The organism is Pseudarthrobacter sp. RHLT3-21, assembly GCF_059383495.1.
Genome location: NZ_JBWZCI010000003.1, coordinates 294,058 through 306,640, shown reverse-complemented (window position 1 = coordinate 306,640; position 12,583 = coordinate 294,058). Strand labels below are relative to the sequence as shown.

Genomic DNA, 12,583 nt, shown 5'->3' with positions numbered 1-12,583 from the left:
GAGCTCCTGCCCCTCCGACGACAACGCATTGTCACCCGCGCCGTCAAACGCAAGATGTCCAACTGGCCACTCAAACGAATACCAAAGAAACCTAAGTAAACGGCATTGGATCTAAAAGACAGTCACCTTCGAGCCGCCGCGGGGCAGCGGGAAAAAGTCGTCCATCAGCCGCTCCACGATGGTCCGGTAGATGAGCGGATTCCAGCCAGGGCTCGCGTGCGCCGGCAGGGCGCCGTCCGTTTGCAGGTCCATGGAGACCATGTGGGGATGGAACGCTGCCGACCACGCGTCCTTGGCCGTCTGGTACCTGACCGTGCGGTCTTTCGGGTTGCCGATGTACGCCATCCGCGTGCCGCCGAGCTTGTCCACAAACCGGTTCCCGTCGAAGTGGTAGATGTACGCCGACTCGGACTGGATGAGCACACTGGACGGGGCGATCGGGGACAGCTGCTCCATGGTCTGGTCCAGGATCTGCCGCCAGGTCCGCTCGTCCTTGTGGATGACGCGCTCCCCCAGTTCGTAGCTGCCGCGGACCACGGACGGGACCCGGAAGCCGCTCTCGTACAGGAACACCACACCGTCGAACCAGCTCTCGTCCAGCACGTCGCTCCGGCTGTAGGGGCTGGAGTCCAGCAGGATGAAGTCGACCTCCACGCCGTGGAATTCCCGGAGCCGCGCGGCCACCTGGGTGGCCACCATGCCGCCGAAGCTGTGGCCATAGAAGAAGAGCTTGGTGAGCTTTTTCGCCCGGACGTGTTCGATGACGGCGATCACCACCTCATCGATGTCCAGCCCTTGATTGGAATATCCGACGGCGGCCAGCTGGCCGCGCTTGTTCAGCGCACCACGCATCGTGTTCAGGATCCAGAGCGCTTCTTCCCAGCTGGTCTTGTAGCCGGGGAAGAGGAACCAGCTGGCGTTCGGGTAGTAGGCGTCGGCGAAGTCGTCCGCGACCTGCAGGATCCTGTTGACCCGCCGCTCCGCCTGGACGCGGCGGGTAACCAGCATGTCCGCTGCCAGAAGGGCCGAGGCGCCGGTACCGGCCAGGAACCCGCGGCGCGAAAACCGCTTGAGGGCGGCGGCATTGGCAAGCAGCCGGGCATGATGAACACCAGGCTGTTCCTGCGGATCTGCTTCCTCCCTGTACGGCACACCTCTACCGTAGCCACAGCGGAAGCCGCCGCTGTAACCCCGGGGCTGGGCTACCGTGGGCGGGAGGGCTGCGGTACCCGCCAGGAGGGGCCGAGCCCGCCAGGAGAGGCCGGGCTAGGAGAGGCCCAGCTCGTCCTTGCCGAAGGCGAACAGGTAGGGCACACCGGTCTCGGCTTCGATCTTTTCCTTGGCGCCGGTGTCCCGGTCCACAATGACGGCCACGGCCACGATGTTGCCGCCGGCCTTCCGGACACCCTCAACAGCGGTGAGGGCGGAGCCGCCGGTGGTGGATGTATCCTCCAGCACCAGGACCTTGCGGCCCTCAAGAGAGGGACCCTCAACCTGGCGGCCCATTCCGTAGGACTTCTGGGCCTTGCGGACCACAAAGGCGTCCACGGTGCGGCCGGCGTCCACCGCGGCGTGCATAACAGCGGTGCCCACGGGGTCAGCACCCATGGTCAGGCCACCGGCACACTCAAAGTCGATCCCGGCGTCGTCCGTCAGTGCCAGCATGACCTGGCCCACCAGCTTGGAGGCTTCATGGTGCAGCGTGATGCGGCGCAGGTCGATGTAGTAGTCCGCCTCGGCACCGCTGGACAGGATTACCTTGCCGCGGACCACGGCAAGTTCCTTGATCAGTTCCAGCAGGCGGGCACGGGCATCAGTGTTGGAAGCAGCATCAGGGGTGGCAGTCATGGTCTCCAGTTTACTGGTTGCCGGGCGAAGATCCTGCGCTGCGCAATTGGTCTTGGGACACAAAAAAGGCCCAGCGACACGCGAATTTGCGTGTCGCTGGGCCTTTTCCGTGTCGCCAGAGGGGAACCGTGTCTAGAGCCGGGTGTCGAAGGAATCGCAGAAGACATTCTCGTTGAACGTCCCCTGGAACTCAGACTTGCCCATGATCTTCCCGATGGTGGCCCGGATGGCCTCCACGGTTCCCGCATGGGCGTGGATGGCGGTCTTGACCATCGGCACGTCAATGAGGTGGTTGGGCTGGTTCAGCGACACAAACACCGTGGGAACCTCGGTGACGTACCACGGGATCTCCGCGGCCATCGGGGTGGACCACTTGATCCGGATGGCCGCTTCCTGGGCAAAGCCCTTGACGTTGGCGAAAACAAACGCGGCGTCGTACTTGTCCGCGTAGTCGCCGGTGGCTTCCTCGGAGATGACGGACATGAAGTTCACGCCCGTCTCCCCCGCAGCTTCGCGCTGATCGGCGGTCTTGAACACGTGCACCTCGAAGCCGGCTTTTTCCAGCTCGTCCTTGACCGTGTCCAGGTACGCCAGCGGGTCCGCGCGGGTGAAGTCCGAGCCGCCGGAGATGCCATACAGGCGGATCCGCTTGTGCGTTTCCGGCCGGATGGGCAGGTTGTTCGCGGTGTCCTTGATCAGGGTGACGGTCTTGTCCGCGATCTCCGCGGCGACGGCGCGGTGCTCCGCGCTGCCGATCTTTGCCAATGCCTCCACCGGAGGAACCAGTTCGTTGCGTGCCTTGAGGTGCAGCCCCAAGGAGGCCTTGAGGGCCAGGATGCGGCGCAGGGCGTCATGCAGGCGCTGCTCGGTGATGACGCCGGACTTGTAGCCGTCCAGCATGTACTGGAAGTCCTCTTCCGGGTTGCGGAAGAACAGGAACATGTCGCAACCGGCGGCAATGGTCGCCGGAACCAGGTCCTTGCGCTTCATCGCCTGGGTCAGGCCGATCATTTGCGAGGCGTCCGTGAGGATGAGCCCGTTGAAGCCGAGCTCGCCACGCAGCAGGTCCTGGAGCAGTTCCGGAGCCAGGGTGGCGGGCAGGATGTCCTTGTCCGCCAGGCCCGGGCGGAAGTGCCGGGACAGCTCCGGCGCGCCGATGTGCCCGATCATGATGGACTGCACGCCGTGCCCGATCATTTCGCGGTACACGTGGCCGTACGTCTTGTTCCACTCGTCGTAGCCGAGGGTGTTGTAGGACGTGACCACGTGCTGGTCCCGCTCGTCCATGCCGTCGCCCGGGAAGTGCTTCATGGCGCAGGCAGTGGGTGATTCACTGATGCCGTCGAAGTACTCCTTGGCCCGTTCCACCACGATCTCCGGCGTGTTGCCGAAGGCCCGGGTGGAGATCACCGTGTTCCGCCAGTTGTAGTGGATGTCCACGATCGGGGCGAAGGCCCAGTTGCAGCCCAGGGCTGCGGTTTCAACGCCGGCAACCTGCCCCATCTGGCGAGCGATGGACTTGTCCGGGTGCGAACCTGCCTGCAGGTGCGTGGACACAAACGTGCCGTCGTCGCAGCTTCCGGCGCCACCCATTTCCGGGTTGGACGCCACCAGCAGCGGCACCTTGGTCTTGGACTGCGCGTGCCGGATGTGTTCCTGCACGGCAGCGGACGGGCCTGGCCGGTACCGCATGCCGCCCACATGGAAGTTCCCCAGCACACCGTCGAGGTACTCCGGGGAGTAATCGTTGTTGTGGTTGATGAACAGCTGCCCGATCTTCTCCTCAAGCGTCATCGATTCCAGGGTGGTGTTCACCCAGGTGACCGCTGCGTCATCGAGGTTGAACGGCGCGGCCTGGAGGTCGACGTCGAACTGGCGTGCTGGGGTGCCCGTGGCACCGGCGGTGGAGCTTCCGACGGCGGCAGTCACCGCGGCTGCGATGCCCGCCAACGCGTCGGCCACGACCTGGTCCACTGGACCGGCGATATCCACCACAATGCCGGCCTCATCCGCTTCCAGCGCTTCGAGGGTGGCCAGCTGGGACTCCAGCAGCGCGGGCGGCATGAAGTGCCCGGACCGCCCTTCAGTCCGTGCCCTAAGAACCTCTTTACTGCCGTGCAGGTGCAGAAACACCGTGTCCGGCGCCTGGGCGCGGATGGCGTCGCGGTAGCTGCGGCGAAGAGCCGAGCAGGCCAGAACCAGGCCGCCCTTGGCAGCTGCCAGTTCAGAGCCCACCGTGGCGAGCCACGGCCAGCGGTCCTCGTCGGTCAGCGGAGTGCCCGCTGCCATCTTGGCGACGTTCTCCACCGGGTGGAGGGAATCGCCGTCGAGGAACTGAACGCCCAGCTCGCGGGCCACCAGGTCACCGATGGTGGTCTTGCCGCAGCCGGAGACGCCCATCACGATGACGCGGGGACCGGTGGCTCCCGCTGTGGAGGGGGATGTCGTGGCGGTCACCAGTCGTGCACCGTTCCGTCCACCAGTCGGTTGTACGGCAGGTAGGCCTGCTGGTACGGGTACGCTGCTGCGGCTTCCTCGTTGAATTCGACGCCGATGCCGGGCTTGTCGCCCGGGTGCAGGTAGCCGTCCACGAAGGTCATGGACTGCTCGAAGACCTCGTTGGTCTTGTCGGAGTGCTGCATGTATTCCTGGATGCCGTAGTTGTGGATGGCCAGGCCCACGTGCAGCTGGGCGGCGAAGCCCACCGGGGAGATGTCCGTGGGGCCGTGGAAGCCGGACTTGATCTGGTACTGGGCCGCGAAGTCCATGACCTTCTTCAGCGGGGAAATACCGCCGAAGTGGGTGGAGGCTGCGCGCACATAGTCGATCAGCTGTTCCTTGATGATGGTCTGGTAGTCGTACACGGTGTTGAAGATTTCACCAATGGCCAGCGGTGTGGTGGTGTGATGGCGGACCCAGCGCAGTGCTTCCTGGTTTTCGGCCGGGGTGCAGTCCTCGAGCCAGAAGAGGTCGTACGGCTCCAGGGCCTTGCCGAGCTTGGCGGCCTGGATGGGGGTCATGCGGTGGTGTCCGTCATGCAGCAGCGGCAGCTCGGGACCGAATTCGTTGCGCACGGCTTCGAAGACGGTGGGCAGGTGGCGCAGGTACGCGCGGGTATCCCAGTCTTCCTCCACGGGGAAGGCGCCGCGGCCGGCGGGCTCGTAGTCGTAGCGCTCGCCCGAGGCCTGGGCCTGGGCAGCAACACCGTAGACGGCCTTGATGCCGGGGACAGCGGTCTGGATGCGGACTGACTTGTAGCCCAGTTCCAGGTGCTCACGGACGGAATCGAAGAGCGACTCGATGTCCGCGCCGGACGCGTGGCCGTAGGCGCGCAGGCCGTTGCGTGAGGCGCCGCCCAGGAGCTGGTAGACCGGCATGTTCGCCATCTTGCCCTTGATGTCCCACAGGGCCATGTCGACGGCGGCGATTGCCGCCATGGTGACCGGGCCGCGGCGCCAGTAGGAGCTGCGGTACAGGAACTGCCAGGTGTCCTCGATCCGGTGCGGATCCTTGCCGATCAGCAGCTGGGCCACATGCTCTTTGAGGTACGCGGCAACAGCCAGTTCGCGGCCGTTCAGGGTGGCGTCACCGATGCCGGTGACCCCGTCGTCCGTAGTGATGCGCAGGGTCACGAAGTTACGTGACGGGCTTGTCACGAAGACTTCAGCGGCAATGATTTTCACGGCAGATCCTTTCGGGGACTTCTGGTCAGTTGGTGGTGCTGGAAGTTAGTGGCCGGCGGTTTTGCCGGCGCCAACCGGCGTGCCGGCGTCAGCGGTGGTGCTGGGGACAGCGGTGGTGCCGGCGTCAGCGTCTTCGCCGGCGCCCACAGTTTTGGTCCGGCGTTCCTGGATCCCCTTGAGGATTTCCGCGTGCTTGGCGTCGGTCAGCGTGTACTTGGTCATAACCAGTACCGCAAGGATAGTCAGTACGGCAGGGATTGCGCCCGCGGCAATCTGAATGCCGAACAGGGCATCCGCGGTCTGGGCCGCGCCGGACTTGTAACCGCCCAGTGCCAGGGCGTACGCCGCCAGGGCGCCGCCCACAGCCTGGCCGGACTTGCGGGTGAAGGAGAACAGGGCGTACGTGATGCCCTCGGTGCGGACACCGGTCCGCCATTCGCCGTACTCCACCGTGTCGGCTTCCAGCGCCCACACCACGATGTTGACGGCAAGGACACCCACGAGGCTGATCACGAGGCCGGTAAAGCCCATCCAGACCTGGCCGGTTGGAGTGAAGAAGATGATCGCACCGCCGAGGACAGTGACCAGGGAAGAGTAGATGTAGACGCGCTTCTTGCCCACGTTACGGACCAGTTTGGGCATAAAGGCGGCCAGGAAGAAGGTAAGCGCCAGCTGGATGATGGACAGTACCGGGTACAGGTCCAGGCGGCCCAGGACGTCGCGCAGGTAGTACAGCTGCACGGAGGTCAGGGCGAGGTAGCCGGAGAGGAAGAAGAAGGAACTCAGGCACAGCATCAGGAGCGGCTTGTTGCCTTTAAGCGTGTCCATGCTCTGCTTGAACGTCACCTTGGGGACGGCGCGGTGCACTCGTTCCTTGGCGGTCAATGCGGTGAAGAAGTACAGCGCCGCTCCGATGACCACGAAAACCAGGGTGATGGTGGTGAACGTCGACTGGAGGTCGGCACCGGGCTTGATCAGCGGTGCAACGAAGATGCCCAGGGCAGAGCCCACCAGCAGGGCGCCCACCATGCGGGCCGAGCCCAGCTTTGCGCGCTCCCCCGGATCCTGCGTCATGGCGCCGGCCAGCGAGCCGTACGGAATGTTCACGAGGCTGTAGGCAAGGCCGAGGGCCGCGTAGGTGACGTAGGCGTACAACAGTGTGCCGGATTCACCCAGCTGCGGAATCGAGAATGTTGCCACGCTCAGCAGGAGCAGCGGGATGGAGCCGAACATGATGAACGGGCGGAACTTACCGAAGCGCCTGCTGTAGGTGCGGTCAACGATCCGGCCGGCGAAGACGTCGGCGAAGGCGTCAAAGAGCCTTACTACCAGCAACAGGGTTCCAGCGGCTGCCGCGGAGATACCGGCAACATCGGTGTAGTACACCAGCAGGAACATGGTGGCGGTGGTGAATGCGAGGTTGTTGGCTGCATCGCCGGCGCCATAGCCGATGATGCTGAGCTTGTTTAGCTTTTTCATGAATTGGGCTCCTTTACCCTTGCCGCCGTGTTGGCCAGCGAAAATTATTGAAATGCTATGAAGCGGTGAATCTTTGGCGATGCTGGAGTCGGCAGAATCCGCATCCGGCGCGGGTACCGCCGCGTGTTTCTCGTTGCCTGTAATCCTAGTCACTTGGCAATAAAATGGCAAGCGGTTGCCACAAATTTCTGTTGAAGCTTCACAAAACAGAAACTGCCCGGTCCAAGATCCTGGACCGGGCAGTTCGTACCGCAAATAGTCGGTTAGACGTTGCTGGCGCCCGCAGTGAATGTTCCGAGCAGGCCGGAAACGAGCTCCACTACGGCGTCGTCCGCTGCGACGGCTGGATCCACCAGCGCCAGGACCGCCCGCACGCGCTCCGTACCCGCCAGCAGGTTGGCCGCGGCCACCTCTGCTGCCAACGGATCGTGGAACGTCCCGGCCGCGGCACTGAAATCAATCCAGGCTGCGATCATCAGCGCCGCAGCGGCACCGGACTTGCCCTGGGCGCGTTCGGCCAAGAGGACGGGCACGGCCCGCATGCGCAGCTTGGTGCTGCCGTCCATGGCGATCTGGGCCAGGTGGTGGGCAATGCGCGCATTGCTGAAGCGGGCCAGCAGGGCCGCGCGGTACGCCGGGATCTGCAGGTCCGCGCCGCCGGCCGCGGCGCCGGACAGGTTCGCCTCGGCCTCGTCCCAGAAGCTTTCGACGGCGGTGAGGCACTGCGGGTCCGCGAGGGCCTGCGCCACCGTGGTGTGTCCGCGGAGCTGGCCGGCGTAGGCCAGCAGGGAATGAGCGCCGTTCAGGAGCCACAGCTTGCGGTTCTCGTAGGGCTCGATGTGGTCAACGAAGACAGCGCCGGCATCTTCCCAGCGCGGACGGCCGGCGGGGAAATCTCCGCTGAGCACCCAGTTGGTGAAGGGCTCTGCCACTACCGGCGAGTTGTCGCGGTAGCCGCAGGCGGCCTCGACGGCGGCGATGTCCGCTTCCGTGGTGCGCGGGGTGATGCGGTCCACGGACGTGCTGACAAAGCTGACGTTTTCCTCGACCCAGGCAGCGAGCTCCCCGGCCCAGGCCTGTGCCAGGCCCGCCAAGGCGTTGCGGGCTACCGTGCCGTTGTTCGCGAGGTTGTCGCAGCAGACAACGGCGAGCGGCCCGGCGCCGGCAGCCCGGCGCGCGGCGAGGGCGAAGACAAGCCGGCCCAGCGGCGTCGACGGGTTTCCGCTGCCGGAAGCCAGCAGTGCAAGGTCGCTGGCGACGTCGGACGCCGTAGTGTCCAGCTGTCCGTCGGCACCGAGCCGGTACGCCGCCTCGGTGACCGTCAAGGTGACCATGGCCGTGGCAGGCGCCGAAACGAGCTCTGCAAGCCGCTGCACGTCCGCGCCGTCTACCGCTTCAACGATGCTGCCGACGACGGAGAACGAGTCGCCGCTGTCAGCGCGCTCCACGAGCGTGAAGAGGCCGTCCTGCTCGGCAAGAGCCAGGGCAGCGTCCGGGCGGCGGCCGGTGAAAGCGGCGATGCCCCAGTCAGCGGCGTCGCTGGCCTGGCTGGTGTACCAGGCCTGGTGCGAGCGGTGGAAGGCACCGAGTCCGAGGTGGACGATCCGCACCGGCGGCTGGGCGGCGACGTGCGTGGTCCGGTTCAGCTGCGGCAGGGATTCGACTGCCTTGACCGCTGCGTCCGTCTGTTCGATGCTCACAGTTTGAAAACCCTTCGCGGGGAGGAATCAACCGTGTCCACGATGATTTCGTGGGCGCGGTCTTCACTGACACGGTGCTCGGCCACGAGGCGGGCCAGGAATGAGGCTTCGATCCGGCGGGACGCATCGTGGCGGGCGGGGATGGAGCAGAAGGCCCTGGTGTCGTCGATGAAACCGGAGGAACGGGAGAACCCGGCCGTTTCGGTCACGGCGGAGCGGAACCGGAGCATGGCATCCGGGGCGTCCAGGAACCACCAGGGTGCGCCCAGGTAGACGGACGGGTAGAAGCCGGCCAACGGTGCGAGCTCGCGGGAAAACACGGTCTCGTCCAGGGTGAACAGCACCAGGTGGAAGTCCTTGGCCGTGCCGAAGTCCTGCAGCAGGGGCCGGATGGCCGCGGTGTAGTTGGTGGCGAACGGGATGTCGTGGCCGGTGTCGGCGCCGAAGGCCTCGAACGTGGGCGTGTGGTGGTTGCGGAACGAGCCCGGGTGAATGGTCATGACCAGCCCGTCCTCCACCGACATGCGACCCATCTGGTACATCATGTGGGCTTCGAAGGTGTTGCGGTCCTCGGCCGTGGCCTTGCCGGCGCGGGCGAGTTCGAAGATCCGCTCGGCCTCGGCACGGTCCAGCTTGAGCGTTGCCGGGGTGGCCACGCCGTGGTCTGCAGAGACTGCGCCGTGCTCCACGAAATAGCGGCGGCGGTTTTCCAGGGCCGTGATGTAGCCCGTATAACCGGTTGCGCCGTCACCGGCAGAATCGACAAGGCGATCAACGTTGGCGCTCCAGGTGGGGTGGGCAATGTTCAGGTAGGCATCCGGGCGGAAGGTCGGCAGGACGCGGCCATTGAAGGAGGAGTCCTCGGCGATGGCTTTGTGGCTGGCCAGGTTGTCCAGGGGATCGTCCGTGGTGGCCAGGACCTCGATGTTGAAGTCCTTGAACAGCTGGCGGGGACGGAAGCCCGGCTCCACGAGCTTGGCGGCGATGGCGTCATAGCTGGCGTCGGCGGACATCTCGCCCAGGTCTGCGGCCAGGTTGAAAACGCTGTCGAACTGATTGCGCAGCCAGTAGCCGGAGGCCGTGCCCTCGAAGAGGGGCCAGGCATCCACGAACGTGCGCCAGATTTCGCGTGACCCGGGCGTGGTGGGACCGCCGGCGCGCAGCTTGTCCAGGGGGGCGCCGTTGGCGTGGATCAGGCGGGTGACGTAGTGGTCCGGGCTGACGAGCAGCGCTGCCGGGTCCGGGAACGGCGTGTTGTGCTCGATGACGGCGGCGTCAACGTGGCCATGCGGGGAGATAATGGGGAGGTCCTGTACGCGCGCAAGGAGGTCACGCGCAATGCTGCGCGTTCCTGGGTCGGCGGGTAGGAGCCTGTCTGGGTTGGCAGCAATCGACTGTGACATAGGTCAATAATCCGGCCTGGCACCTCATTTTGTCAACCGGTTGCCAAAGCTTGCCAAAATTCTGTCAGCGGCCCGTCCAGGACTCACTTCGTGGGCAATATCCGCCCACTGGAACCGCGCAGCACCAGCTCAGTCTCCACACTCAAGGTGCCGGCCTGTTCCCCGCTCCCGTGGAGAAAGTCCAACAGGCGTGTGGCGGCTGCCTCGCCGCACTCTCCCAGCGGCGAACGCACGGTGGTGAGCGGCGGCGTCGTGAAATCCGCGCCGAAGATGTCGTCGAAGCCGACGATGCTGATGTCGTCGGGCACCACCATGCCGGCGGCCTGGAGCTCCTGCATGAGCCCGATGGCCAGCAGGTCGTTGTACGTCAGGACCGCGGTGGCACCGCTGGCGCGGACATCACGCGCAGTCTGCCGGCCGCCGTCGACCGTTGGTTTGCTTGACTCAAGCCGCACAGCCTCAAGCCGGGACCACTCGCAGGCTGCCTGCACGCCCTCCCAACGGCGTTCAGACATCCAGGATTCCGGCGGGCCCGCCACATAGGCAATTCTCGTGTGGCCGTTGGCGGCAATGCTGCGGACCGCCTCGCTGATCCCCTTGTTGACGTCGGGCACCACGCACGGCACGCCCTGTACTTCGCGGTTGATGACCACCACGGGTTTATCCTGGGCCAGGGCGCGGATGTTGTCATCGTCCATGCGCGGGCTCGCGAGAATAAGGCCGTCCACGGTGGCCATGAGCCGCCGGGCGGCAGTCAGTTCAGTTGCCGGGGACTCCGCCGACTCGGCGAGCACCAGGGTGTAGTCCCGGCTGGTTGCGGTGGTCTCGGCGCCGCGGATGATGTCAAAGAAGGTGGGGTTGGTGATGTCCGCGACGATGAGGCCGAACGTGTTGGTCTTGCCCGTGGGAAGGGCGCGTGCGAACGGATTGACCTGGTAGTTCAGCTGGGCGGCCGCATCCTCGATGAGCTTCTGTGTTTTGGGGCTGACCCTGCCCGGCTTGCTGAGCGCCCGGGAAACGGTGGACGCGTTGACGCCGGCCATCTTGGCGATGTCGTAGATGGTCGCGTTGGATTTGCCGTCGCGGCCGCGCTTTTTGACCGAACCCGTTGATGGGGCGGTGTCCGGTGTTTGGGGTTCAGTCACCGCCCCATCCTAACGATGAAAGCACTTAACCAGGTCGCAGCTGTGGCCGTTTTGATGGTCCAAAACGGCCACAGCTGCTACTCAGCTCCGCTGCTCACTCAGGAGGTTACGCGCGCTGCGGGAACTTGCCCTCTTCGGCGATGCGCTTGTTGAGCTCGGCGAGGAACTCGTTCTCGTCGAAGTCCAGTCCAACTTCCTTGCCGGTCCAGGCGGAGAGGTGGATGGCGTTGGCCAGGCGGACTCCGTTGATGCCGTCCGAGCCCGGAGCCAGCAGCGGCGTGCCGTCCAGGATGTTGGCGGCGAAGTTCTCCAGGACGCCGGAGTGCTGGGCACCCCACGCGGACTCGAACTCGATGACCTCCGTGGTGTAGTACTCCTCCGGATTCAGCTCGCCCATAAAGAGCTTGCGGACATCGTCCATGCCCATGCCGTCGCTGAGTTCGCGCTCGGGCTTGTGCAGGCGCGTCACGGTGGCGGTCTTGCTGCCCTCTACGACGATCTTGCCCTGGTCGCCCAGGATCTCGAAGCGGTCGGTCCCGGTCAGATCGTGCGTGGCGGTGACAAAAACGCCGGTAACGCCGTCTCCGTAGTCAACCACCGCAGTCACTTCATCTTCGACGGCGATATCGCGGCGGAAGCCGAAGGCAACCTTGGAGTACACGGACTTCGGGACGCCACAGATCCACTGCCAGAGGTCCAGCTGGTGCGGTGCCTGGTTGACCAGGACGCCGCCGCCTTCGCCGCCCCACGTTGCGCGCCATTCGCTGGAGTTGTAGTAGCCCTGGGGACGCCACCAGTTGGTGATGATCCAGTTGCTGCGGCGGATCTTGCCGATCTCGCCGTTTTCCACAATCTCTTTGAGCTTCTTGTACAGCGGGTTGTTGCGCTGGTTGAACATGATGCCGAAGGAGAGTTCGGGCTTGGAGGCAGCGAACTCGTTGAGTTCCTTGACCTGCTTGGTGTAGACGCCGGCTGGCTTCTCCACCAGCGCGTGGATGTTGCGCTTCAGGGTCTCGATGCCCATTTCGGGGTGCAGGAAGTGCGGAACGCAGGTCACGACGGCGTCAACGTCGCCGCTTTCCAGCATGGCGATGTAGTCGTCATAGAAGGGAGCGTCCGGGTACGTGGCCGAGGCAACTTCCTTCTTGGCCGGATCGGTGTCGCAGATGGCCCCGATCACCATGTTGGGAACCATGCCGTCCGTGATGAACTTGGCATAAGCGCCGCCCTGCTGGCCCAGGCCGATGATGCCGAGGCGTACTTTCTTGCTCACAGTTATTTGTCCTTTTCGTCGGTTGAGCTTGTCGAAACCAAATTGCAGAAGT

At 64.8% G+C, this 12,583-nt stretch carries 9 protein-coding genes; all 9 read right to left on the bottom strand.

All coding sequences use genetic code 11. The features are described 5' to 3' along the window. Positions 1 to 111: 111 nt before the first annotated feature. The 9 genes from AC50YA_RS05650 to AC50YA_RS05610 all read right to left on the bottom strand — a co-directional run bounded on the left by AC50YA_RS05650 (position 112) and on the right by AC50YA_RS05610 (position 12,531). On the bottom strand, positions 112 to 1,152 hold the full coding sequence (locus AC50YA_RS05650; protein WP_494981356.1) for an alpha/beta fold hydrolase: 1,041 nt from the start codon (positions 1,150 to 1,152) through the stop codon (positions 112 to 114). Positions 1,153 to 1,266: 114 nt separating this feature from the next. Next, positions 1,267 to 1,848, bottom strand: coding sequence for an orotate phosphoribosyltransferase (gene pyrE, locus AC50YA_RS05645; RefSeq protein ID WP_494981355.1), 582 nt, complete (start codon positions 1,846 to 1,848; stop codon positions 1,267 to 1,269). A 132-nt stretch (positions 1,849 to 1,980) separates the two neighbouring features. Next, on the bottom strand, positions 1,981 to 4,248 hold the full coding sequence (locus tag AC50YA_RS05640) for a gluconokinase, GntK/IdnK-type (protein WP_494981374.1): 2,268 nt from the start codon (positions 4,246 to 4,248) through the stop codon (positions 1,981 to 1,983). A 53-nt stretch (positions 4,249 to 4,301) separates the two neighbouring features. Continuing rightward, on the bottom strand, positions 4,302 to 5,531 hold the full coding sequence (gene manD / locus AC50YA_RS05635; RefSeq protein WP_160677348.1) for a D-mannonate dehydratase ManD: 1,230 nt from the start codon (positions 5,529 to 5,531) through the stop codon (positions 4,302 to 4,304). Positions 5,532 to 5,576: 45 nt separating this feature from the next. After that, the gene (uidB, locus tag AC50YA_RS05630) at positions 5,577 to 7,010 is read right to left on the bottom strand and encodes a glucuronide transporter (protein WP_494981354.1); all 1,434 of its coding nucleotides are present in this window, start codon (positions 7,008 to 7,010) and stop codon (positions 5,577 to 5,579) included. A gap of 263 nt (positions 7,011 to 7,273) precedes the next feature. Next, positions 7,274 to 8,710 carry a mannitol dehydrogenase family protein gene (locus AC50YA_RS05625; RefSeq protein WP_494981353.1) on the bottom strand — a complete coding sequence of 479 codons (1,437 nt, stop codon included), beginning with the start codon at positions 8,708 to 8,710 and terminating at the stop codon, positions 7,274 to 7,276. Beyond that, positions 8,707 to 10,113 (bottom strand): glucuronate isomerase, encoded by a 1,407-nt coding sequence (uxaC, locus tag AC50YA_RS05620; RefSeq protein ID WP_494981352.1) that lies wholly within the window; start codon positions 10,111 to 10,113, stop codon positions 8,707 to 8,709. The genes AC50YA_RS05625 and uxaC overlap by 4 nt, the downstream gene beginning before the upstream one ends. 83 nt (positions 10,114 to 10,196) lie before the next feature. Beyond that, a complete protein-coding gene (locus AC50YA_RS05615) occupies positions 10,197 to 11,258 on the bottom strand; it encodes a LacI family DNA-binding transcriptional regulator (RefSeq protein ID WP_494981351.1) in 1,062 nt (353 codons plus the stop codon). 106 nt (positions 11,259 to 11,364) lie between these two features. Further along, positions 11,365 to 12,531, bottom strand: coding sequence for a Gfo/Idh/MocA family protein (locus tag AC50YA_RS05610; protein ID WP_494981350.1), 1,167 nt, complete (start codon positions 12,529 to 12,531; stop codon positions 11,365 to 11,367). Positions 12,532 to 12,583 lie beyond the last annotated feature (52 nt).

Bases quoted from the DNA above. Each gene is read 5' to 3' on its own strand.
- uxaC (WP_494981352.1), bottom strand. From the start codon at position 10,113: ATGTCACAGTCGATTGCTGCCAACCCAGACAGGCTCCTACCCGCCGAC.
- pyrE (WP_494981355.1), bottom strand. From the start codon at position 1,848: ATGACTGCCACCCCTGATGCTGCTTCCAACACTGATGCCCGTGCCCGC.
- AC50YA_RS05640 (WP_494981374.1), bottom strand. From the start codon at position 4,248: ATGGGCGTCTCCGGCTGCGGCAAGACCACCATCGGTGACCTGGTGGCC.
- uidB (WP_494981354.1), bottom strand. From the start codon at position 7,010: ATGAAAAAGCTAAACAAGCTCAGCATCATCGGCTATGGCGCCGGCGAT.